This window comes from Vibrio sp. S/42/10, from assembly GCF_029890535.1.
GTDB classification, from domain to species: Bacteria; Pseudomonadota; Gammaproteobacteria; order Enterobacterales; family Vibrionaceae; genus Vibrio; species Vibrio cyclitrophicus.
Window position 1 is genome coordinate 281,318 of sequence record NZ_JAKMZC010000005.1, and the last position, 25,341, is coordinate 306,658.

The window sequence follows — 25,341 nt, forward strand, 5'->3', positions numbered from 1 at the left end:
GAGTTTCAACGATAAAACACAGCCAACCAGATCGTCACCATGTCTTTATCCGTACCAACAACCTTGTGCTTTTCTCTTGCTGCAATGTTGATATAATCCCCTTTTGATAAAGTCACAACGCGTCCATCTTCAAACTCAATCACACCTTGACCTTCGATCACCATTACCCACTCATTTTCATCTTGGTCATACCAACCCTCTTCTGGGGAACTGTGACCATGAGACAATATTCTTTCGATTCGAACACTGTCGTTCGCAAGCAGGTCATTGAATATTTCATTGGGCATCGACGAAGGAACATCAGCGTAAATATTAGACATCGAACTCTCCTAATCCTTGTTAACTGTAATCTGGTGCTGCGCTTTGAATCTTGTGGTTCTTTAACTTAATAAACCGTAGAAAGCCGAAACCTAAGCAGCGACACTCTTTTTGAAGTAAAAACGGTAATAGCCCACTAAGTTACTGCATATAAACAGCGCTTCCATCACTACAGCAGTAGGAGAACCAATCAAATAGTTATGCACCAACCAAAAACTGGTTCCGATGATCATCAATTCACGTAATCGACGATCGTCTTTATTAAAAGCGGCAAAGGTTTGAAACACAGAAGCAAAACAACTTAAAACACTCGTTAGCCCCGAGTAGGTAACGGCTGTCGCAACGACAGACATAGAACAAAACAGGTACTTAAACTTGGAAGATGTTGAGAACACGCTTGTTAAATAACGAGTAGTGGCAATGATCATCAAACACGCGGCGGTCCATTGCTCTAACAAAATGAAGTGACTCGAAATAAGCGTTCCTGCAAAAAATAGACAAGTGACGATTTTCTTCCTTTCCTTAAACTGGAATGACAGCAGATCGAAACAGATGGCAATCGCAACTAATACTTGAGACAGATAAAATGCTGACACGGTAATTCCTTCAAAAATGACACTACATCGACTTTGTTCAACCAGAAATGAACGAAGCCGCTATTTAATTCAAGCATATAAGACAACCGCTTTGGTCTAACATTAAGCCAGTAATCAACGTTAAACCTTCAATACACCACAAATCACTGTTGTAGCCGTACCAATGATTTTTATTCTTCCGTTCGCTAATAACTCTGTCGACATAGACCCACCACGACGGGATGCTTGATAAGCGTTAAAGCTCCGTTTGTTGAGCTTTTCTGCCCAGTGCTGCGTCAATGCACAATGTGCCGAACCAGTGACGGGGTCTTCATTAACACCCACCCATGGCGCAAAGTAGCGAGAAACAAAATCAAGTTCAGGATTTGATGGAACTGCCGTTACCACAACACCTCTACCATCCATGCGTTTCAAGGAGTCAAAGTTTGGAGACAAATCCAATAGAACGCGCTCATCAACGACTTCGATTAACTGCTTTGAATCAAACTCTCTAAATGAAACAACTTGGTTGAACTCCAAGCCAAGGTGTTCGAGCAATTCTTGATCGGGTTCCAGACTCGGCGATAAATGAGTGCTAGGAAAATCCAGCTCGATAGACGATTCACGAACCGTGGCAGATAACTCACCAGACAAAGTATCAAATACTACCTTATCACCCGTTTTCACTAACCCTTGCTCTTTCAATACGTGGACGGTTGCCAAGGTACCATGTCCACATAGTTTCACTTCTACTTCTGGCGTGAACCATTTAAGCGTCATAGTGTTAAGCACAAGAAAAGCCGTTTCTGATACCGCCATCTCTTCCGCTATTGAAAACATTAATGCTTCATTCAAAGGCTCTTGAGAAATACAAACCCCAGCAGGATTTCCCCTAAAGGTCTGGGTTGAGAAAGAATCTACTTGGTATACCTCTAATTCCATAACAACTCCTTGGCTGACGTAGGTTTTCTACTGTTCGAAAAAGCTAAGCAACGCTCAAATGCGTTAAACATAAACCACAAGTCTAAGTTTAAATATCAACCACTAGCCTGAGTATTAATGCTACACCGACGTATTACTCGCACGTTTAAGTGTTACCCACAAACCAAAGCAATACTCGTTTAACTTAAGCTATTGCGGCCTACAATAAGCACAAACACACCGTGCTACAAGAGTAAATAATTGCAAAGTCCTGAACCAAAACCATGATGTTTATCCGAACACATAACTTCCCGTTAGTCTAAACACAAACCAAGCCGTCATTAAATGCATTAAAATTGCATAAATAGTTGCATAAACCCCCACTATGTTGAATATTAATCTATAACATCAGGTTAAATCTGACCCAAAACCCCACTTAAGGTAAAAGATCAAAAATAATTTTTTCACTAACGAGTGGGCACAAAGAACCTTTAATTAATTCAAGGCATTACATCAGACCCAGATCAGTCATATGGAATTAACAAGGACTAACAGAGCATTTTAATACTGTGCAACGAGTTTAATTATAATTAGATACCTAAATTTGAAACATGTCCCAAATTTTGGGCTACGATTTAATTAATCACAGTACGAAAGGAATCCGTCGGTGAAAATATTTTATATATCATTACTTGCATCAACATCCTTTATAACTGGCTCTGCTTTTGGCCAACACCATGATATTTATATCTATAATTGGGATGCATTTCTGTCTGAACGCGTTGTTGAACAACTCCTAGATACTTACGATATATCCCTAAAACAACAGTACTTCTCTGATGAATCAATAAGAGATGAAGTATTGTTGAGCGAGCGTCGAAGTGCGTTTGAACTCGTAATTGTAGAAAGCGTAAAACTTAAAGCCTTAGCAAAACAAAAGCTGTTCCATAATCTTCGCGACTTGCAAGATTCCATTGCCGGTCACCTTGATCAAAGATGGGTTGAAGGGTGTGGTGAATATGGCATCCCCTATGCTTGGGGAACATCAGGAATTCTATATCGAAGCGACAAAGTTGCCGAACCTCAGTCTTGGAAAGCCTTGCTTGCCCCGGAACCAGAAAACAGCGGCAAAATCAGCATGTATTACGATCCCACAGACCTTGTTGGTGCTGCCTTGCTAATGAATCAATTTGCCCCTTTTACGAATAATGAACAAGAACTGCGAGTAGCGTACAAAACTCTAAAAGAACAAAAACCACACCTTGAAAGTAACGAGTACATCCTTGATTATCTCAACCATCCAGAGCGCCTATCCAACATCAATCTCGCATATGGATATTCAGGCGATACATACGTACTCAACGATTTAGAACCTGAAAGCACATGGGCTTACATTGTCCCTCAAGAAGGAACAACCTTATGGTTAGAATGCATTGCTGCAATTAATAATGGAGAACTATCTACTCAGTCAGTTACTGCCATATCATTCCTGTCTCAACCCAATATTGCCGCTCAAAATGCGATGGATGCATGGTTTGCTACCCCAAGTACAAAAGCAAAAGAGCTGACATCTCAAGAATATCAAAATGATCCGGAGCTGTTCCCAAGTAATGAAGTATTAGATCGTAGTTACCTTTATCAACAATTAGAACCCAGTAGCCTTCAAATTCGAAACCGAATTGTCGACAGTTTGAGATAGTTAATGCCAATATTAAGAAAGTTGTATTTAGTACTCATACCAACCTTGCTCCTTGTCGCTACAATAGCAGGGGTGGTGACATATAATTTTGCATCACACCATGCTAAGCGTATGTACTTAGACAAAGTTCAATCTGACGTGAATACGGCTCTAGTTGCAGCAGAATACGAACAACTCGGTTTGTCGTTGCTCGTTAAAGATATTGGTTCTTCATTACAGTTTCTCCGTTACATCCAAACTCCCGATGACTACACTACCTTATCTCTACTAGAGAAACGGGTTCTTCGTGTCCTCAATCAGAATCACGTCAATCAATTTGGACAGCGTAATGTCTATATAGTAGATCCCAAGTTCAATCTAACGCTATCGACGTTAAGAGCCGACCCATTTGAAAGGCTAAAAATTCCTGATAATATTTATGAAAAGGTTTTCGATTTATACACGTCACTGGTCAACAAAAAAGAGCTATCTCCAAAAGGCTTCTCTTATATATCAGTCAGTGGTGAGCTCAGATATGCTTATGTCGCTGCAATTGACCCGTACTTACTGCCTCAAGATAAGCGTTCGGGTAACAGTTTAAATCGATACATATTAATCGCAGACGGCTCTTTAAAACAGCTCTCTAGATTACTGATTAAGTATAATGATGACGACAATATGCAGCTCTTAATAGAGCCATCATCAAACGTTGCTAACATTGAAAATACACAGTTTGTGATTAAGTCCATTGAACAAACGAAAGAAAGCATCAATGTACAGATGACAAGCCGACACTTTATAGCTCAAGTGAATATTCGCGAGCAAAAGTTCAACGAGGAAAAGGCAATCATCGTCAGACAGACTCTGGTTGGTTGCTTTACGACCCTTTTTGCAATCATGCTAATCATACATATGGTGGTACGTTACCAGCTCGTTCGCCCACTCAAAGACTTACTTCACGAGATCTCTATTGGTGGATTAAAGCTGCGATATTTCAAACGCTCATCTGGGCAAAGCGAAATCGATGGTTTGAAGAATGCGTACATTGACTCCTTGACGGAATTGAAGTTCGAAGCCGAATTCGACCAACTCACTAAATTAGCCAACCGACGCTCATTCATTCGCCACTTAGATGTCCGCCTAAAAAGCTCAATGAGCCCACATTGTTATTTGGTTTGTTGGGACATTATTGATTTCAGAAAGATCAACGACTTATATGGAGCAAAAGTCGGTGACAATGTATTGGTGAGCTTAGCTAAGGCATTGAGAGAAACGCTGCAACACCAACAGTCCTCTTTAGGGTTTAGCTGCAGTGATTATTCTTTGGCAAGACTTGGCGGGAACCAATTTATTGCCATACTAGAGATGGATGAACGCAAATCGATAAACGAAGAAATTGAGAACATCAATAACACCCTGACTGGAACTACATTCCTTGATTATTATGGATTTAGGCTCTCAATCGCTACAGCTGTCTTGCCTGTGGACACTCCAAAATTCGAAGAGATATGGCATAGATGTGTTGATGAAATGCTGATCAATGCTAAGTCTCACAGTGATGGAGAAAGTCGCATCATGTACGGTGAAGAGTTGCTGCATACATTAGAGCGACATGACACGCTCGAGAAAAGGCTATTAGAATGTTGTGAGAGCGACAATTTCGAACTTCGCTTTATGCCCATATTCAACGCTCAAACACTTCACATCGATGGTGCTGAATGCCTCATACGCTGCCCTGCGTTGTTTGATATTAACGCTGGGCCCGACGAGTTCATTCCTGTCGCGGAAAAGAGTAATCTAATCTCCAAACTTGACATGTGGGTAATTAAAACAGCAATCAAGTGCTATAAAGAACTCGCAGAAGTTCACAATTATCAAGGCACCTTATCGATCAACATTTCAGCTATGGAGCTCTATAATCGTAACTTTGCCGATAATATACGTAAAGTTCTTGAACGATATCAGGTCACTCCAGGTAACATAATTATAGAAATCACAGAAACCAGTTATGTAAAAAGCACCAAACTTACCGTTCAAACCATTGAGAGCCTCAGAAGCTTGGGGTTAAAAGTATCCCTCGATGATTTTGGTACCGGTTATACTGCATTTAACCAACTTCTTCATTACCCAGTAGATGAACTAAAAGTTGATAAGAGCTTTATCGACAATATAGTCAACGACAAAGCAGGCCGTAAAATGGTTGAATCAATGGTTAACTTAGGCCACTCTTGTGACACGTTAGTTGTCGGTGAAGGGGTAGAATCAATAGAGCAGTATCAATACCTCAAAGAGGCAAACTGTGATTTGATACAAGGCTACCTATTTAGTCAACCGCGAACCTACCTGCAATTCATCGAGTTTGTCAGAGACCACGACCCCCAAGCTATTTTAGACGCTCAACGCCATCTCAAATCTAGTTCTAGTGAACGAATAGTCTCATTAACTCAGAAAAAATAACGTAGATATTCATCTGTTGTTGTTTTTTGAATGCTTACGGCGACCACTATGAAGTAGCAAGGTCCTAATCTATAACGACTACTGCCCCTTTCTATTTTCAAATCATCCTATCTGTCTTAATCTGCCCTAGCTATTAACCTTATCTAGATTAGATCTATGCAAACCAACTTTATCGACTTTTGCGACTTCACATCAAACAGATGAACAGATAAACAGATGAACAGATAAACAGATGAATCAGGACGAAAAAATATGATTCGGCTAGAAGGTAAACGTGGGAAATTACAGTTACGATTGCCAAACTGACAGCCGCCGATTTGATTGAGTGTAGGGATAGGGAGAAAGATGAGTTAAATAATAGAGGTCAGTATTCGCTCAGATAAAAGAGTATTAACCTTGCATATTAGTTAATAGCTCCATCATATCTTGAAAACTGATGTTCTTTTTATGCCTCACGACCGCATCAATCATCAACTCTAAGTTACCTGCCGCTATATAGTCACTGAGCACATCGTTAAATTTCTCCAATATTTCATCACTCGTGCACTCATGGTCTGGAATGAAGAACAAAAACTGACTACCGCTGCTACGAAACGACATGGTATTTTCAGGAATCTTTGCTATCAGAGACTTAGCTGCCGAGCTAACAACTAAATCACCATATTCGAGTCCATATTTTTGATTAATCTCACTAAGATTTCGGATTCGCACGAAGTACAGATCGAAATTATTATCCTTTAGGTAATTATTTTTAACAAACTTCATTAACGAAGCTCGATTACGAAAGCCAGTGGTGACATCAGTCGAGAGTAGTCTTCGCTTAGTGGTAAAGTCGACATAGAAAATAATACCTGTAAGCATCAATATCAGGGTAAGAAATATACTACTTATTTGATGAGTCATGACTAATTTATCGACCATGAAAGTATTTTCTTCGATAACGGGACTTTGTAACCGGAATTTTTCGTTAATAAAACCAACTAATGTATGGTAACAAATATCAATCTTTTTTTGTAAAGACTCTTGAGCTAGGATGCCTTCGTTCACTAATTTAATTGATGGCTCCAACGCCTTAAATTTATCAAACTCTGTCGTAAAGTATGGCTTAAAGTTAGCGGATTTAATGAAATTCGAAGATTCTGTACTGTTGATTAAAATATCAAACCGGCTCCAAGTGATATCATAAGCGAGCCACAACTTTTCGTAATCAATTTTATCAGATTGGCTGATCATCAAAAAGTTGGCGTATTCCTTTACTAATTGAAAAACAAACCATGTAGCTTCATTTTGCCGATTAGAAAAACTCTTGTTGATATCATTTATCCGAGTAACACTATAGATATTGATAGTAAGAACGGCTACCGCTAAAGACAACACAACGACTTTCACGACAGCCAAAGACAACAGCTTTTTCATAATCGCTCCTCTAAAGGTGAATATCTCTTATCTGCCAAATCATCTTTGCATGGAAATCCGTACTATCGATCTCTGGGTTCGAAGATAATGGATAAACCAACCAGTAAGGGCCTTTATCTCTTACCGACATAAGCTTTCCATTTTGCTTGATCGCGATAATTGGTTGATAGTCCAAGAAATCTTCTTTGGGCACGGCAATCTTGTAGTCATTTAACGCCACAAATGTTACTTGAGAGGGGATTGGCTTATCTAGCGTTTCAAGAACAGTCTGCAACGTCACTCCGCTGTATACCGACAGTCCATCAACCCAAGGAAGCGAAGTCTCGATTTCTTTTTGAGGCAAAGATAAAAGCTGCTCCGTACTTAACTTGTGCTTTTGCCCTAAGTGATCAAACACAGTGAGTTCAGAGGCGGCAAGATTAGAAAACGAAAAAAGAAAAATTATAAACAGAAATACAGTTCTCATTTTAAACTCCATTTTAAAAAGTCACTAAATTGAGTCTAGACCAAATTGACCATTTAACTTAACTAGTGATTGTCTAATTTTTCAATCATATAGCTTTCGACTTAATCACCTCACTGCCACCTAATTTATAAGTCAGGGAGACCGTATGAATGCCTATTTTTACCACCTAAGTAAAAGCGGCTATATTCATCATGAAGCGCTTTTGCTCTGGGCTTAGCACTTTAGATCTAATGTAATAGCGACACTCTAGATAGGTTTATAAATTGATACCTAGGTTATCACGGCGTACATCATTGCCGTATGTTGCGCATCAATCTACACATTGACGGTACCACTTCAAAGCGTAACAACCCCCTCTAATAAGGTAGCAAATAGACGATAGGTGAAATGAACAACTCAAGTGAATTATCGATAGTACAGTCAACGCAATGTAGCCTCCCCTCAGTCACTCGCAACACCCAATATCAACATTCTCCGCCTTATTAAGACTTGTTGTTTTTGGTAAAGCCTCCGTACAAGTCAAGTCGACGGTGGCGTAAGTTGGTGACCGAACCTTCCATATTGAGCTGCTTAAGCTTGGTTAAATCGACATCCGCAAAAATGATCATTTCGGTATTGGCACTGGCTTCCGTCAACGTGGCATCGTGCGGGAAATAAATATCTGAGGGTGAGAACACCGCTGACTGCGCATATTGAATATCGACATTATCGACACGTGGGAGATTGCCCACACTGCCACCAATCGCCACGTAACACTCATTCTCAATAGCTCGCGCTTGAGAGCAAATACGAACGCGCTGATAGCCATTTTTGGTATCGGTCCAAAATGGCACAAACACAATTTGTGCGCCTTGCTCTGCCATCATTCGACCCAACTCCGGAAACTCACTGTCGTAACAAATGAGTATTCCCACTTTACCTGCGTCCGTATCAAATACTTGTACCTTGTCGCCCCCATCAATCACCCAATCCTTTTGCTCATGAGGCGTGATGTGTATTTTGTACTGAGCGTTAATGCTCCCGTCACGCTGCAATAGGTAAGCGACGTTATACAGTTTCCCATCCTCTTCAATAATCGGCATGCTACCTGCGATGATATTGATGTTGTAAGTAACGGCCAATTGGGAAAAGCGTGATTTAATCTCTTCAGTGAAACTAGCAAGAAAACGGATCGCCTCAACAGAGTTTTGTTCCTTTTTTAGCCCCATCAACGGCGCGTTAAAAAACTCAGGGAAAAGTGCAAAGTCAGCTTGATAGTTGGCCAGAGAGGAAATAAAGAACTCCGCTTGATCGAGCAGATCTTCTAAATCGTTCATGGCACGCATTTGCCATTGCACTACGCCAATACGGATCAGGTTTTTCTCGACATCGTGCACCGATTGAATGTCTTCCTCATAAAAAAAGTTGTCCCACTCCAGAAGCGTTGCATACCCTTTAGACGCATCGTCTTCAGGCAGGTAACCGCGCATGATTCGTTTGACATCGAAGTCGTTGGCCAACTGAAACGACAAAATAGGATCATGCAGTTCGCGACGTTTTACCTTGTCGATGTATTCCGCAACACTCAGGTCATCTGCATGCTCATGGTAAAGAGGGATGCGCCCCCCTGCCAATATCGCTTTGAAGTTTTTGCTCCGGCACAGTTCTTTGCGGGCATTATACAAACGGCGACCTAAACGGAGGCCTCTATAATCAGGGTGTACAAAAACATCCAAGCCATACATGGCATCGCCTGTCACTTGATTCTGAATCACGTTATTTTCCGTGATGATGTCCGTGTAAAGGTGAGGCAGTGAGAAGCGGTTGTAGTTCACTTTTATCGTCAAAGCCGCGCCGATGATCTTGCCGTTATCTTCAATACAAATTTGACCATCAGGAAACTGATGGATTAGATCCAAGATAGTCAAGCGGGGCCATGCACCTCCCACATCGGGGAACACGAGATTCATTAATGCCGCCAATTCGGTGTAATCCGATGGCTCAATAGTGCGTAAAGAGAGTTGATGCGAGTTGGTATCCATATCCGACGCTCCGTGTGTCCTTTTTAAATGATAGGCTTGAGGATGCCATATTTTGAGCCATACATACACCCAAAGGCAGCCGTTAGGGGTGACAAGCCGAGGGAAGTCGTCTCCCCCTTTAACTGATAATTTGCTGGGGTTTAGAAACTGTCATATCAAGCCGACTTAGTATCATTGATCGGTTTTATGATGGGCAACAACATGTCGTATGAGCGGTAAACTGTCACAGGCCCAATTAGGCATCATTATCGCTGAATGAGGTAAAGCGAACTACACTCGGCTTGAGTAAGCGGTATCCACTCACTTGATGTTAAACACTATTTGTCTGTAACCGCGAGCTTTGCAACAATGAACTCTACACCATTCGATAGCTAACCTAGTTCTAGGTTTTTGTTGGTAGTGATTTTAACTCTAATGAAGCACTGGAAACTTGTTTTTAAAAGAAATAGTTGATAATTTCCATTATATAGATCGCATCTATTCACGTAATAAATAAACGTCTCCACGACGAGGCCATGATTAGCCAGATAACGATTCTTATTACCTCTCAAACATCGCTGTCAATCTTACAGGAAAATAATGGTATCACTGTACTCGGTTCCCCTGATCGTTGCTTCTAGTATCAGCCTCATAGCGGGTCTGTTCTTTAACGTGCTTTACCACCATTTACATTCTCGCCATGAAGAAAAAATACAGTACTATCTAATTTTTTCTTTATTCGCTTTCGTTAGCGGCGTGTTTCTGGCCGCCTTTTTTATTCTCATTAACAGTAGCGATAACCTCGATTATCTTGATATTGCTAATCGTGTGACGGTTATTACTGCAATGTTCACTGTTGTATTGGGTTTACATTTCTACGTTTCATTCTTTGAGTATGACGCTCCTGTTTACTTAAAGCGCTGTTACACCATTTGTACTCTGTTCGCAGTGATCGCTTTATTTCCTAACGAGTACTTCTTAGCTAAAGAGCTTTACCCGACGTCCACTTACTATACCGGGCTGTCTTTTGGACCACTCTTTCAATTATGGGGAGCTGGGGCAATATTATTATTAGGATATTGCGTTCTCATTCTGGCTCGAATTTACCAACATCAGTGCAAGATAAATCAACGTGTTGGCATAGTGCTACTGCTTTTACTTACAACCATCTTTTGGGCAGTAACCGGGGTTTTGGATGCCCTAACCGGAATTCAGGTTATCGACCTTCCACCACTGACATGGATTGGATCTTTCCTCGTCACTTTTTGCATTGCATGGATTTTAGTACTTCATATCGACGAGCTGTATCAGGAAAGAAATCAGTTAAATAGCCATTTGATGTATGACTATTTGACGAAGGCGTTTTCACGCAGTTACTTTGAAGTTCGGTATTCTGATGCCCTTGAAGCCTTTTCGGCTAATAGAGCGCCTCGACTTCATTTATGTATGTTCGATATTGACGACTTCAAGTCCGTTAACGACCAATATGGACATTCGAGTGGTGATGAGCTTTTAAAGACAGTGTCGACTATAACTCAACGTTTTATTGGCTCTGAGGATTGCTTTGCCCGGTTCGGTGGGGATGAATTCGTTATACTGTTTTCGGGGCAGGAGGAAGAACAAGTAGTACAAAGACTAAAATCAATCAAAGAACAAGTATCCAGATACACTTTTGGACTACCGCCTTATCAATTTCACGCGACTTGCTCCTTTGGCCTAACAGGTGTTGATACGACTCACCACTTTCACAAAGACCTTTCAAACCAATTACTTTCCCATGCAGATGAGGCACTCTATAAAGCTAAAAACACGGGTAAGAACACCATCGCTGTATCTAGTTTAACGGCACCTTAACGTTGGTCGGTGTTCTTTCAAGTGGTTAATGTGCATGATTCCCCCTCCTAAAAAGGAAGCATATGGTCATAGCTAAATGTGCTCGTCAAATCGACCGTAATTTTGTCTAAGAAACACTCACGATCTCACCCTGATTTACAAGTTATCTATCCCTCTTCGCTCCTCCTCCGAATTTAAAGCTCATTGACTGAATTGCTACCATTAAGATAGGTATCATTTCATAACGATGGCGATTAAAACTCTACTTTTTAAGCTCGATAAGTAAACCAATCGACTAGGTAAGTACGTATTAAGATACGAAATTACTAATAAATATGGCTCAACAAGTAGCGAGAATGTGCAACGCTGCATAACCTTTAATCGAACGTAATTCGTTTTTTACGATTTTTTAATCGCTTTAGGTCAGGTAGTCGTAGCCAAATATCACCGTTCTATAATCACGAAACGCTTGTTAACTTTAGAATCAAGGGAATCAGTAATGAGTTTGAATAAACATAAGTTTAACTCCATAGCCGCACTTTCCACCGTTTTAATGATGCTCGTAACGTACCCAGTTTATGCAGGAATCGATGATGAGCAGTTCGAATTAGGTAAGAAAAAAGCCAAGGTATGTATGACCTGTCATGGTGCTGATGGTATTTCAACACAAGATCCCTACCCTAACCTTCGTGGACAAAAGGTGGGATATCTCATTTCTTCTTTGAAAGATTACCAAACGAGAGAAAGAACGAGCGGCCTGGCGATATTGATGCAGCAACAAGCTGACACGCTTTCCGATCAGGACATCCGTGACATTTCCTATTTTTATTCTCAATTGGGTCACGAAGCACAGATGGATAATGGCTTCCAGCAAAGCAACGACTCTCAAGCAAGCCAAGCTTCTAAATAGAGATATGCAGACCGGCAATAAAATAATAAATAGACGATTTAAAATTTTAGGCAAGGAGCCTTGTTATGGAAAACGTGACAACGCAATACAGTATCAAGGTAGTGAAATGCTTTATTATCGCCTCCTTAGTCTGGGCTATTGTAGGCATGATCATCGGCGTAATTCTCGCCGCGCAACTGTATTGGCCAGTGTTAAATTTCGACTCTCAATATTTTCAATTTGGTCGTCTTCGCCCTCTTCATACCTCAGGTGTAATCTATGGGTTTGTGGTCAACATTCTAATGGGGACATCACTTTATATTGCCCAGCGAACTGGTCATTGCGATCTGTTCAATAAAAGCCTGTCATGGATGGTATTTTGGGGCTGGCAATTCATTTTGTTACTCGCTGTGATTTCCTTGCCTGCCGGCCACACCAGTTCAAAAGAATATGCGGAGCTTGAATGGCCAATCGATTTATTGATTGTGTTGGTTTGGGTGCTCTATGCGGTACTGTTCTTTGGCACCCTTGCTAAGCGTAAAGTGAGTCATATCTTCGTGGCTAACTGGTTCTTCGCCGCTTTCATTATTGTTGTCGCAATGATCTTCATCGTGAACAATCTCGCGATGCCAGTCTCGGCCATGAAGTCCTACTCTGTGTTTGCAGGAGCTCAAGATGCAATAGTTCAATGGTGGTGGGGACATAACGCCGTCGGTTTCTTGCTAACAGCCGGTGTGATTGGAATGAATTACTACTTCATCCCCAAGGCCGCAGAACGCCCTATCTACTCGTACCGTTTGTCTGTGATCCATTTCTGGGGCTTGGTCGGCTTTTATACGTGGGCCGGAACGCACCATCTAGTTTACTCGTCCGTTCCCATCTGGATTCAGAACATCGGCATCGTGATGTCATTGATCCTGTGGCTCCCTTCTTGGGCCGGTGCTTTCAATAGCGCAATGACCCTGCTGCAAAACAAAGAAAAGTTGAAGTCCGACTACATTCTATTATTCTTTTTCTCAGCAATTCTTTACTACTGTTTGGCGACGTTCGAAGGTCCTCTACTTGCCATTCGCTGGTTCAACATGGTGGCACACAACACCGAATGGATCATCGGTCACGTACATTCTGCTGCACTTGGATGGGTTGGAATGTCAGGGATTGCGGTTTTTTACTACTTCATCCCACGCTTATGGGGCCAAACCGGTCTTTGGTCACGACAACTGATTAAATGGCACTTCTGGCTCGCTCATGCAGGTGTCGCCATCTATGCCATAGCGCTTTGGGTCGCGGGTATCGGTGAGGGCTATATGTGGCTCGCTCAAAATGAAAATGGAGAGCTGATTTATAGCTTTGTTGAAGCTATGGACTTCAAAGCACCTTGGTTGTTCTTACGATTCTTTGGTGGTGCATTGTTTGTTCTGGGTTTATTCCTTATGGCATTTAATTTGTTTAAAACGGTTCGTATGCCAGTCATGCATGACGCTAAACATGCCGTTAATGAGGGAGCTTAAATGATGAGTAAAGACTTTACACATTCAATTATCATTTTAATTTTGACTACCGTTATTGTCGCCTCTTTCTCTTTACTGGTCTGGGTAGTGCCAAGCATTGTCCGTGGAGACGATATTGCGAAAGACAGCTTAGCGATGCCGCTGACACCTATCGAATTAGTAGGACGAGACATCTATATCAGTGAAGGCTGTCATGTATGTCACACTCAGATGGTTCGCCCTCTAGAACCAGAAGTGAAACGTAATGGTCGTCCGAATAAAGAAGCAGACGATATCTATGAGTTTCCTAACTTGTGGGGTTCCAAACGTACGGGTCCCGACTTAACCAACTTAGGCAGAAAGTATTCTGACCAATGGCATGTTATTCACCTAATCAACCCTCGACAAGTTGTACCGACATCTATCATGCCGTCTTACCCATGGTTGTTTGAGCAGACTCTCACTGGCGACGATATTAGCGCCAAAATGGAAGTGTTACGTACCTTAGGTGTGCCTTATACCGATCAAGAAATTGGTGACGCCCGATTGCAAGTAAGAGGCAAAACCAAAGGTGAAGCTTTGATTCGCTACTTACAAAGCCTTGGTAAAGATACGTCACAGGAGGTATCACAATGAGCACATTTTGGAATCTATGGGCGGTAATTTTAACCTTAATTTTTTTCGCTCTTATGGTGTCCGTTGTTGTTAAATATTGGCGTAGCAATCACAAAGCCGATCACGACCACACCCTTGGTACCTTTGATGGCATAGAAGAGAAAGATGCACCTCCACCCAAATTACTGTTTGTCAGTTATGCAGTGGCATTTCTATTGTCTGCGGGTTATTTGGTACTTTACCCTGGTCTTGGCGAATGGGAAGGGTTAGTCGATTGGAAACAAAGCGACGATAAGCTAAGCTCGCCGACCACCAGCCTGAATGAACAATTCTCTCAAACCAGTGAAACCACTTTAGAAGGATTATCTGCAGTACCAGAGATCGTTAACAGTGGTCAGATCTTGTTCCAAACTCATTGTGCAGCCTGCCATCGAGATAATGCTCAAGGGCAAAAGCATTTCCCTAACCTAATAGATCAAGAATGGTTATATGGCGGCAGCGACGAAGCCATTATTCATTCCATCGTCAAAGGTCGCAACGGTGCAATGCCAGGTTGGAGCGAAATAGTACGTCCTGATGAAGTGGCTAAGATGTCGTACTATCTAGCGTCTCTCAACCAACGTCATACTGATGTGCCCGAGATTAAAGTCGAACTCGGTAAAACCTTATTCACGAAATACTGCTCGTCTTGTCACGCCGATGGTTCAGTTGCAAACCCGTTAATAGGTGTACCGGATCTTTCTGACGATATCTGGCTACACGGCGGAAGCATTGAAGAAATTCAGCACACCATAAATCACGGTTTGAACAACGTAATGCCAGCGTTTGATAAGCAGCTTACCGAAAATGAAATACTCGCTCTTGGGGCTTATATTCGTCACGCTGGTGAGGTGGAACAACAAAGGCTCGCGAGTTTGAAAGCTTCATCTGTTGAGCGCGGCGAATACCTAGCGTACGCCGGTGACTGTGTGGCTTGTCATAGTGCGGAAGGTGGCGAACCTTTTGCTGGCGGCCTACCATTCGTTACCCCTTTTGGTACTGTGTACTCAACCAACATTACCCCACACACAACAGAAGGGATTGGAACATACAACTTTGAAGACTTTCGAGCCGCGTTAGTCGCTGGCAAGGGTAAGGAGGGCTATCTATACCCTGCTATGCCTTACACCTCATATCAATATCTGACCGACCAAGATATGGTGGATTTGTGGGAATACATGCAGTCAATCACCGCCGTACCACGACGTAATGATGACAACAGCATGATGTTTCCATCGAACATTCGCTTAGGTTTGCTTGGTTGGAACATTGTGTTCATGGATACCGATCCCGTTGATTATCAAGTACCTGAAGAGTTAAAAGACAAAGTAGACAACGTTGATAAATGGCAACAAGGGAAATATTGGGTCACTGGTCTTGGCCACTGCTCTGAGTGCCACACACCACGAAACATTGCTCAAGCTCTGATACCTGAACGTATTTTCCAAGGTAACTTGATTGACGGTTGGAATGCGCCAGATATCACAGCCAATGAGCTTTATATCGATGGTTGGGATGAAGCAACACTCACCGATTTCCTACACACAGGTCACTCTGACAAAGGCACCGCTTTTGCAGGGATGGCTGACGTAGTGAAAAACAGCCTGAGTTTGATGACGCGTGAAGATATCGAGTCGATGTCCTATTACCTACTCAGTGGTGACATCAACAACACCATTGCCAGTGGCGCAGTTCAGTTACAGCCTAAAGGGTTTGATGAAGCCGCGTATGGCAGTGAAATCTACACCACGTATCGTCAAACCTGCGGAGCGTGTCATGGTGACGATGGTAAAGGTCGCGCCCCTATCGCCCCTACTCTGTTGAATAACGGCATTATCATGCACAGCGACCCATTCAATACCATTGCCGTGACGGTGAGAGGTTTACAACCCACCTATCTCGACAAAGACCGAAACTTCATGCCAATGGCAAGTTTTGAAGATGTGTTGTCGGATCAACGTTTGGCTGAGTTAATTACCTTTGTACGCTCTAACCTTGGGGATAGAAACGATCCCGTCACGGCTGAGCATGTTCGAGAGGTAAGAGAAACACTAGAAGCAGCAGGTTATGCGGGCGGCTTGCATACCACCCCAGATATGTATGACCGTAGAGACAATACGATCAACATAAAATAGAAGCTGTGTACTTAGTCGATTAGCCCCAAAAGCAACGCGACAAATGTGATTTTTATCACTGTTTACCAAATCGAAAGGAGGCGAGCGAGCCTCCTTTCTTCTATGTGACCGTCACAACGAAACCGTTTAAAGACAACACAATCGCAACCATCTGGTTACACAGTTGAGCAGAGCTGCACATAATGCGATCAATCTCGCAGAACAAAGATGATACCAAGTGCATAATATACAAAATTTTATAAAGATGTACTAAGGACAGATATGGACACAACTACACTCATTTACGATACGTTGGAAGGCCTGTCGAGCGCAAAGCCACAGCAACACGCTCAAATCCGCCAAAATCTATATAACCAATTAGATTTATCATTTGAGAAACAGTTGGCTTTGTATTCATCAGTTCTTGGTCCAGCGAGTGCTGGTAGATTGACAGACTTGGATAGTGCGGTGATGTCTGCACGCAAGATTGTTGGCTTAGAAAACAGCTAAGCAATCTCCAACATATCTCAACTTTAACGCTGCCATTGTGCAGCGTTTTTTTATGTTCATCGTTTGTTATATGTGTAAGTTAGTCTTATTTTCAAGCGGCACTTCACCTCATTTAGTTAATCTTATGTTTCATAATTAACAGGTGTGCAACCAAAACAAAGTCGCTAATGTTAGTAGCACGTTAACCACACACCGGATAGAAGAATCATGAGAGTACTTATTGAATATACACAAACAGGCAAATATCGTGATCATGCGTGGGAAGCATTGACGATACGTTCAAAAGGCGAAATTCAAGCTGTGACTCCTTCTTATGCAGCTCAACTTATCGAACAGAACCGCGCCAGCTTATCGACCACTGAAAATCAAGATATCGTCATCCAACCTTAATGGCTTCAAGGGCTACCCCTCCTAGTTCCTTAAATCGAATAGTTCGATGACATAAAAAAAACGCTGCACGGATGCAGCGTTTTCTTGTTTTTGACGTATATTGTCTCTAACGTAAGAGCTTCTAACATAGATAGCTTCTAACTTAGATAGCTTCTAACGTAGATAATCTACGCTAATAATTTGATTATTTTGGCAAATTTTCTAATGCTTCAACCATCATCATTAGCTTATCGACAATTCGTTCACCATCCACTCTCAAACCATTGTGCTCATACTCGTTGGTAATCCACGCTTTCGAGTTTGGAATGTTGGCAAGCGTTTCACGGCTGTAATCCAGCTCCACGTACATGTCGTCAGCGTAAACTGCGCATGCCATTGGAACGGTATTCTTACTCAGCTGCTCTGCGTTGTACAAAGTGCCCCAGTCCGACTTCTCGGCCAACATGTTTGCCGCTTCACGTAATGGTTTCAGCGTTTCTAGTTGGTCGAACATCCATGGGTACACCATTTCTCCGGTAAACCAGAACTCACCACCTGATTGGTAGTTAAAGTGTGGGTACTGCTCGCGTACTCGGTGTGCAGACCAGTTAGACGCTGCACCTTGGCAGTAAATAGATTCATGCAAAATCGCGTAGATTGGATTCGTCAGGTAGCCCTGCTCTTGCTGCATTTGATTTAAGAAGCTGTAGCTCAGCTGCTTATTTCCGTTCACTTCAACAAACGCACTCTCCAGTGTGAAGTACATAGGAAGGTTTGCTTCGCCGCCACCTAGATTAATACCGATCAACTGGAACTGTTCAACGGTAAACACCTGACCGTTTGGCAGCCTCACATCATTGCTAAGCAAGTAATCAGAGATTTCACGACACATAGCTTGAGCTTGTGGGAACTGAGCAAAAAAGGCTCTGTTTTTGTCTTCTACACGCTTGTAAGTCGCACGATAAACATCGTCAGCTTCGCGTTCAATAGAAGGAATGCCGCCCGTCACATAACAACGCTGCAAGCTCTGTGGGAACAGCGACAAATAGCTCAGTGTACAGAAGCCACCAAAGCTTTGACCAATTGTCGACCATTGTTTAATACCAAACTGTTCACGAATCGCTTCAGCGTCACGAACGATATTGTCGGCTCTGAAATGCGTTAAGTACTCAACTTGTTGCTCTGGAGACAAATGCGCCAAAGTTTCATGGCTGATAACCGTGCTGTTGCCAGTACCACGTTGGTCTAGAAGCAGAACACGGTAGTTTTGCAATGCACGCTTTAACCAACCCGATTGCCCGCTAACACGTGGAGAAGGAAAGCCTGGGCCGCCCTGAAAGTAGATCAGCCACGGCAGCTCTTGCGCATCTTTAGCGAGATCAACCAGCTCACGTGCGAAGACTTGGATCTGTTGTCCATCTTTTGCTTGATAGTCGAGTGGCAACTCAAATGAGTGCTGACGATACAGGGTGGTTCCATCAATAAAGTTAGCTTGCACGCTTCATTCCTTTTTTATCTGATTCTAAAGTCATCGGTACGAATAAAAACGGTGCCCTTTGGCACCCTAGTTAGCAAGATACGCATACTAGCTTGTAAATGAAACCGTTTGTTGAACCTGAATGTGAAGGTACTTCATTAAATCGCCCAATTAGCTTTATACGCGTAACAACTTGTTTCAAAACAGAAGGTTTAAGGGGCGGTCTATTGAGAGGAAGAATGAAAACGGGAGACAAATAAAAAGAGCTTAACGAGGTGAGGATACGTTAAGCTCTTTGGTTTTATCTGTTATAGCGGGTGTTATCAATAATGCTATCAATGCACTAAGCACTAAGCACTAAGCACTAAATTATGAAGTCGTTAGCTCCCCTGCACCTTGAATCGAGCGTTGGCTGCTTTCGACAAGAATGGCCGTTGCGGTTTCTTTCAACACGCCCCACTCTGCCTCATCAACTTCAATGCCATCGTTCCACGCTTTCTCTTGAGTTTTAAAAAGTGCTTCTGACTCAATGTGTGTTTGGTAGCCATCTGACAAACGTTCGATATCGAAATCCTGGACGGAAAGTTCGATGGTCATATTGTGGATATGTTCGTACGATGTCAGTGGCAAATCTGATAAAAACAGTTCTGGAGCAACGCAACCACGATTAAGCACATACAAAGTGCTCTTAGGGCTAGAGCCGTTATCCCAACGTGCCATGCACGCGATACCTTTCGCAGCCAGTTTTACAAGCTCGCTGTACGCTAACCAACGGTTGTGGCAGTTATTTAGCTCAATTTTCAGCGTCTTCTTACCAACCATTTTTTCAATCGAATAGTCCATAATCACAGGAAGATGACAAGCCAAACTAGCCTTGTGCAGGTCGACTTCAACCGTATTATCACTGCGCAGTTGAATATCTACAGGGCGGTCGTCCTCTAGCCCGATGAAGTTGCTCGCACTGTTAAAATGACGAACACCATCCAAACCGACCATTTGTAAATCTGCCACCATGTTCGCTATCACATCAGCTTCACCACATGTACGACGCATGCCTAAAAAGGCTTTATTGACGGCCGCTACCAGTTCATTGTGAGAAACGATCATAACGATTTACCTCCATGTTGGCCTTTCGCATTTGTACTGTGAGTTAGTGTGCCGTGAGTAGATGTGCTGTGAATTGAAACATTTTGAGAAACAGACAGTTCAGCTTCACTTGGTAATACAGGGAACACCCATTCGTCCTGATGAATCTCATCAAGCAGTGGCGCACCTTGGAAAAACGTCACTCGTACCCAGCGATCTGAGCGAGGATCAAATTTTGTTGCACCAAACATCGCAAGCTTACAGCGCAACAAGTGCATTGGGGGTGAATCTTGGTGAAGCACATTCATTTGAATGTCACCCATCGCTTTGTTACCCAGCGTCCACACACGGCGCGCAATTGCACGATGCTGCGGCTGTTTAACAAGGAATTCAGCCAATGAAAGCTCTGGCGCGAATTGCAATAAAGCATGGTACAAACGATAAGCTTGACGGCCAATATCCAACGGCAGTTCACGCTCCTCACCTAGCTCTTCGCCTCTAACACCGAGTCTTGGCTCTTCTTTGTCTTGAGAGCGATACCAGAACCAGTAGTTGTTTTCTGCTTTAGTAAAGTCGGTCGTGATCGCCCAACGGTACTTTTCTTCTAGTACAACAAGAAGGTCTTGAATCTTTTTGCCGCTAGGAAGCGACAGTGTTTCGCTGCAATTCATTTGCTCTTGATGGGCGTCCACTAATTCTGGGTACAATTCCATCAAACATGAGATAAGGATTTCTTGGGCTTCCATACTCATTTGCTTAGATTGCTCGACTAACTGCGACCATGTATCACACTGGCTGACAGACGTTTCTAGCGATTGCTCTGTTTCCTTCAAATCATCAACAGCGGCTTTGTTCAGCTCTTGCTGTGTTTCATTGATGGTAACAACTTGTTCTAAATGACAAATCGCTTTTTTAACTAATGTACGTAGTGGCTCGATCAACGCCGTATCAGTCTGACTCGCTAACACTTCAGCTAATGCATGCTCACGGGTCGTCATCCACTGATCGACAATACTTGGGTGGTTAATCAGGTATGGCGCCATGCCTAAACCTGTCGCATTACCAACGCCTAGGTAGCGTTGTAATCCACGATGTAAAGAAATCGCTTGTTCGCCACCTTGTTGCTCTGCTAGATAATGAACCCAATCTAGGCTGAACTCTCGCAGCATATACACCGCACACATTTGAGCGCTAAACGACTGATTGAAATCTTCATTTTTCTCTAAGATTTTAAAGTCAGCAATGCCAAATTTGCCATTACCGTAAACTGCAGTAGTTCGTAGGATGTAGCCCACTTCAGCCAGTTCTTTGGGTGTTGGTTGAACACCTTTAGCCAAGTGACTAACGATATGTTCAAACACACGCACACTTTTATTTGCACGCGCTAAAACAAGCACATTGTTAGGATTACGTCCCGCTTCTTGAAGCGGTACATTCGCACGAAGTCTTTCAAGTAGGGTGACATCAACATCACCAAGAACAAGCGCAAACGTTACGTCCCACTTTTCAGCAATTACACGGTCATTTCGTTCGTCGTCTGCAATTTCATCGCAAAAAACAACCAAATGATAGACATGGTTTGGCGTCAATAGCTTATAGATAACGTGACCAAAACCTCGAGCGTCTAATTGCCACTCATGTTTCGTCACTTTCCATTCTTGCTGCGCCATTTTACGAATCAGAGTTCTAACGAAGCTGATACGTGTTTGGTGCATTGCACCTAGCCTTTCCGGTGCCATGACGACAGTCGCATCACGTAGTGCTGATTCAGTGTAGGTAGAACGATGTGCATCCATTTTGCTCACCACCTTATAGTTATAGGATTTTGCTAGCCATTCAGAACCGATCGTTGCCATCATTTGAAGCATTCGTTGTTACAGTATGCTGGTTAGCTTTCACGTTATGTGGGGCAAGCGATCTCGCCCCTTATTATTTGTCCTGACTAGATCGATTGACCTAAATACTTTGCCGTCCGGTGTATTTTCACCAGTTCGGGTTTGCTGTTCTTTTCGGAATTTGCATCAGCCTTCTTTCAAAGGCTGATTTGTTCTTATTTAATCCGTTTCTTGTTTTACAGAGCTCTTGTCTTACAGAGCCATATCTTTATTGAACATTATCTTTTATAGACTTAGGCTTTTTATAAACCCTGTTCTTTTGCCATCTTGATTGCGATTTGAGGCGCATTCCAGAGCGATGGCAGTAAGATTATGGACACTGGTACCGCTGTGATTACGATGAACGATTGCAGCGCTGAAATACCGCCAGAACCTAGGGAAATCAGAATTAATGCTGTTACCCCCATCATCACCCCCCAGAAAGTACGAATAATTGCGTTAGGCTCAGTCTCTCCACTAACGACCACACTGATGGTGTAAGTCATCGAGTCACCGGTTGTTACGATGAAGATCGTGGTTAAGATCAAGAACAAAATCGAGATAAGCATTGGCATTGGTAGTTGCTGAGTTACAGCCAGTAGCGCACCGGGTAAGTTGAAGCCTTCGAATGCTTTACTTACGCTGCCTGGGTCTGCGATTTCGAACGCAAGGCCAGAGCCACCAACAATCGTGAACCAGAAACATGTTACAAACGGCGCAATAAGACTGATGGTTGATACCAACTGGCGAATACTACGACCACGTGAAATACGTGCGATGAAGATTGCCATCATTGGGCCGTAACCTAAGAACCAACCCCAGAAGAATACTGTCCACCAGCTTAACCAACCTTCGTCACCACGGTATGTTGCCATTGGGATGAAGTTATCTATCATGCTGCCTACACCTTGGATGTAGCCATTGAAAATGAAGTTTGTTGGGCCGAAGATCAGGATATAGACCATCAATGCCATTGCTAAAATTACGTTGTAACGGCTTAGCATTTGCATCCCGCGGTTAAGACCACTTAATGCAGACAATGTGTAAAGAACGATAGCGAACAAGATGATGATCAACTGTGTCGTGAAGCCATCAGGAATACCAAACAGTTCATTCAGAGCATAGCTGACTTGCAAGCCTAAGAAACCGATCGGACCGATAGTACCCGCCGCTACAGCGACAATACAACATGCATCAATCAGCGCACCAGTGTGACCTTTCAGTGCTCTTTCACCCAAAACTGGGTAAAGCAAAATACGAGGTTTAAGAGGCAAGCCTTTGTCGTAGTGAAGGTGCATAACCACGATAGACGTTAAACTGCCAACGATAGCCCATGCAAGGAAACCCCAGTGCATGAATGATTGTGATAGAGCATTCACCGCGCCTTGTTGTGCGTTTTCTTGTGCGCCATACAATGGTGGTGGGCTAACGTAGTGAGCGATAGGTTCTGCTGCTGCCCAAAATACACCGCCGCCTGCAAGTAACGTACAGAAGATGATAGCCATCCAACGGAAACCATCCATCTCAGGTTTAGCAATGCCACCTAGGATAACCTTGCCTGTTCGCCCTGCCGCTAGGCCAAGACCAATAAGAAAAGTCAGAAGAAGAAGCATTTGCCAGTAAGGCCCGAATACTTTTACAGACCATGCAAAGCCCGTATTTACAAGGCTTGATAACAGCTCACCGTCAAATAGAGCAAGTGCAACGAACAGAGCGATAAAACCGCCGCTGTACCAAAGTGCTGGGTTGGTTAATCCCAATTTGTCTGACGTAGATTCAGACTGTTTGGTGTTGCTTGTTTTGCTACTTGCTGTGTGTACTTGACCCGCATTTAAGCTTGAAGGTTTCACGCTATTGGTTAAATCAGACATACTCTGACTCCAGAGGTTTCTTTGCAGCTGTCATTTGAATGATGACTACAAGGGTGTATTTAACACCTGCCCTATTGTTTTTTGTGTTGGGCAGGCTAATCCATGTTTGGGTTACCGCGTTGCGAAATAGACCGTTGTTCCTTTTAAATAGTGAAATTGGTTAAAACAGCATTTCCAAATGAACGTTAATTAGAAGTCTGCTAATTCGATGATGGCTTAAGAGAGCGCTTAACCCTTGCTTTGAGGCTCTAGGCCATCTTTCAAGAAATTAAACCAGTTTTCTCCCAAGACTTGCCCAGCTTCAGACTCGCTGAAACCATGACGCATCAATCCGTTATAAATATTTTCCATACCCGCACTACCACAAAACCAAGGCAACGCATCTGGCCAACCTGAGTTGTTTGCAGAGCCTTCGCCGTAATCCATTGCTTTAGACCAACGACCATTTCTCATCCATTCAAGAACAGCTTGAGGTTGGTTTAAACAAAGGTCACTACCAATTCCCAGGTGCTCTACGCCGACCATATCAGCTGTCGTCGCAACCATTTGGCAGAAGTCTTCCAAAGTACATTGACTGCCGTTTGGTAGGTGGAATGGGTATAAACTGAATCCGATTAAACCACCGCGTGCAGTTAAGGCTTTAATCACATCGTTTGATTTGTTTCGTAGTGCATCATGAGCAAACGTCGGGTTCGCGTGGCTGATACAAATAGGACGAGAAGATAGGTCTATCGCCTCAAGCGTTGAACACTCGGCACTGTGAGACATATCGATGATCATGCCCACTCGGTTCATCTCTTCGATAGCTTGCTTACCAAATCGAGTAATACCCGTATCGTTCTTCTCGTAGCAACCCGTCGCTAATAAGCTCTGGTTGTTGTACGTCAATTGCATGATCAGAAGGCCTTGCTTACGCATCACTTCGATAAGACCAATCTCATCATCGATTGGAGAACAGTTTTGAGCACCAAGGAAAATGCCGACTTTGCCGGTCGCTTTTGCAGTTTCAACATCAGCCATTGAATGAATCGGCATGATAATGTCTGCATTTTGCTCGAATCTTAAGTTCCATTCTGCAAAGCGAGATAAGGTTTCACGAGCTGTCTCGTGGTAAACCGCGGTAGCGTGAACTGCTGTAATGCCGCTCGCCTTTAGTGTTTGGAAATATTCTCTGTTCCAATTGCAGTATTGCAATCCATCTATAACAATCCGTTGCTGGTACATAACCACTCCTATTGAAAGCTCAGTGTTCTAGCTCGGTTTTGAAAACACACTCAAATAACATGTTTTCAAAAATGGGTTAAATCACTTGTCTAAGTTCGTTTGCTACTTTGGTTTGGATG

The 25,341-nt window shown here is 42.9% G+C and carries 20 protein-coding genes; 9 read left to right on the plus strand and 11 right to left on the minus strand.

All coding sequences use genetic code 11. The features are described from left to right. Positions 1-5: 5 nt before the first annotated feature. The 3 genes from L8S15_RS08470 to L8S15_RS08480 form a co-directional block, all read right to left on the minus strand. Positions 6-320, minus strand: a complete 315-nt coding sequence (locus L8S15_RS08470; RefSeq protein ID WP_010429225.1) for a cupin domain-containing protein — start codon at positions 318-320, stop codon at positions 6-8. Between the two features lie 90 nt (positions 321-410). Further along, a complete protein-coding gene (locus L8S15_RS08475; protein ID WP_010429221.1) occupies positions 411-914 on the minus strand; it encodes a YgjV family protein in 504 nt (167 codons plus the stop codon). Between the two features lie 120 nt (positions 915-1,034). Then, positions 1,035-1,835 carry a PhzF family phenazine biosynthesis protein gene (locus L8S15_RS08480; protein ID WP_016766790.1) on the minus strand — a complete coding sequence of 267 codons (801 nt, stop codon included), beginning with the start codon at positions 1,833-1,835 and terminating at the stop codon, positions 1,035-1,037. Between the two features lie 646 nt (positions 1,836-2,481). Here L8S15_RS08480 and L8S15_RS08485 point away from each other — a divergent pair. Both L8S15_RS08485 and L8S15_RS08490 read left to right on the plus strand, forming a co-directional pair. Next, positions 2,482-3,513 carry an extracellular solute-binding protein gene (locus L8S15_RS08485; RefSeq protein ID WP_016766789.1) on the plus strand — a complete coding sequence of 344 codons (1,032 nt, stop codon included), beginning with the start codon at positions 2,482-2,484 and terminating at the stop codon, positions 3,511-3,513. A 3-nt stretch (positions 3,514-3,516) separates the two neighbouring features. After that, on the plus strand, positions 3,517-5,949 hold the full coding sequence (locus L8S15_RS08490; protein ID WP_280572606.1) for a bifunctional diguanylate cyclase/phosphodiesterase: 2,433 nt from the start codon (positions 3,517-3,519) through the stop codon (positions 5,947-5,949). 390 nt (positions 5,950-6,339) lie between these two features. Here L8S15_RS08490 and L8S15_RS08495 read toward each other — a convergent pair whose 3' ends face one another. From L8S15_RS08495 to L8S15_RS08505, 3 genes are all read right to left on the minus strand, one after another. Further along, positions 6,340-7,365: a diguanylate cyclase gene (locus L8S15_RS08495; RefSeq protein ID WP_010429209.1), complete on the minus strand. Its 1,026-nt coding sequence runs from the start codon at positions 7,363-7,365 to the stop codon at positions 6,340-6,342. A 10-nt stretch (positions 7,366-7,375) separates the two neighbouring features. Next, on the minus strand, positions 7,376-7,831 hold the full coding sequence (locus L8S15_RS08500; RefSeq protein WP_010429206.1) for a hypothetical protein: 456 nt from the start codon (positions 7,829-7,831) through the stop codon (positions 7,376-7,378). Between the two features lie 482 nt (positions 7,832-8,313). After that, positions 8,314-9,852, minus strand: a complete 1,539-nt coding sequence (locus tag L8S15_RS08505) for a bifunctional GNAT family N-acetyltransferase/carbon-nitrogen hydrolase family protein (protein WP_010429203.1) — start codon at positions 9,850-9,852, stop codon at positions 8,314-8,316. Positions 9,853-10,431: 579 nt separating this feature from the next. Between L8S15_RS08505 and L8S15_RS08510 the strand changes: the two genes are divergently transcribed. From L8S15_RS08510 to L8S15_RS08540, 7 genes are all read left to right on the plus strand, one after another. Continuing rightward, complete coding sequence (locus tag L8S15_RS08510) at positions 10,432-11,685, plus strand: GGDEF domain-containing protein (protein WP_016788204.1); 1,254 nt, start codon at positions 10,432-10,434, stop codon at positions 11,683-11,685. 478 nt (positions 11,686-12,163) lie between these two features. Next, a complete protein-coding gene (locus tag L8S15_RS08515) occupies positions 12,164-12,574 on the plus strand; it encodes a cytochrome c (RefSeq protein WP_010429197.1) in 411 nt (136 codons plus the stop codon). Between the two features lie 65 nt (positions 12,575-12,639). Further along, positions 12,640-14,064 carry a cytochrome-c oxidase, cbb3-type subunit I gene (gene ccoN, locus L8S15_RS08520; RefSeq protein ID WP_016788203.1) on the plus strand — a complete coding sequence of 475 codons (1,425 nt, stop codon included), beginning with the start codon at positions 12,640-12,642 and terminating at the stop codon, positions 14,062-14,064. Continuing rightward, the gene (locus L8S15_RS08525; RefSeq protein ID WP_010429193.1) at positions 14,065-14,679 is read left to right on the plus strand and encodes a cbb3-type cytochrome c oxidase subunit II; all 615 of its coding nucleotides are present in this window, start codon (positions 14,065-14,067) and stop codon (positions 14,677-14,679) included. Then, positions 14,676-16,832 (plus strand): c-type cytochrome, encoded by a 2,157-nt coding sequence (locus L8S15_RS08530; RefSeq protein ID WP_016785157.1) that lies wholly within the window; start codon positions 14,676-14,678, stop codon positions 16,830-16,832. Before L8S15_RS08525 ends, L8S15_RS08530 begins: the two co-directional genes overlap by 4 nt. A gap of 261 nt (positions 16,833-17,093) precedes the next feature. Continuing rightward, on the plus strand, positions 17,094-17,321 hold the full coding sequence (locus tag L8S15_RS08535; RefSeq protein ID WP_004730426.1) for a PAS factor family protein: 228 nt from the start codon (positions 17,094-17,096) through the stop codon (positions 17,319-17,321). 207 nt (positions 17,322-17,528) lie between these two features. After that, positions 17,529-17,711: a hypothetical protein gene (locus L8S15_RS08540; RefSeq protein ID WP_004730424.1), complete on the plus strand. Its 183-nt coding sequence runs from the start codon at positions 17,529-17,531 to the stop codon at positions 17,709-17,711. 184 nt (positions 17,712-17,895) lie between these two features. On the opposite strand, the gene L8S15_RS08545 is transcribed toward L8S15_RS08540, so the two are convergent. The 5 genes from L8S15_RS08545 to L8S15_RS08565 form a co-directional block, all read right to left on the minus strand. Continuing rightward, positions 17,896-19,188, minus strand: coding sequence for an alpha/beta fold hydrolase (locus L8S15_RS08545; RefSeq protein WP_102386660.1), 1,293 nt, complete (start codon positions 19,186-19,188; stop codon positions 17,896-17,898). Between the two features lie 348 nt (positions 19,189-19,536). Beyond that, complete coding sequence (locus L8S15_RS08550; RefSeq protein WP_280572620.1) at positions 19,537-20,274, minus strand: DUF3726 domain-containing protein; 738 nt, start codon at positions 20,272-20,274, stop codon at positions 19,537-19,539. After that, positions 20,271-22,112, minus strand: a complete 1,842-nt coding sequence (locus L8S15_RS08555) for a hypothetical protein (RefSeq protein WP_215945719.1) — start codon at positions 22,110-22,112, stop codon at positions 20,271-20,273. Before L8S15_RS08555 ends, L8S15_RS08550 begins: the two co-directional genes overlap by 4 nt. 278 nt (positions 22,113-22,390) lie before the next feature. After that, positions 22,391-23,998: a BCCT family transporter gene (locus L8S15_RS08560; RefSeq protein ID WP_016786459.1), complete on the minus strand. Its 1,608-nt coding sequence runs from the start codon at positions 23,996-23,998 to the stop codon at positions 22,391-22,393. A gap of 228 nt (positions 23,999-24,226) precedes the next feature. Further along, positions 24,227-25,222, minus strand: a complete 996-nt coding sequence (locus L8S15_RS08565) for a membrane dipeptidase (protein WP_065100982.1) — start codon at positions 25,220-25,222, stop codon at positions 24,227-24,229. Positions 25,223-25,341 lie beyond the last annotated feature (119 nt).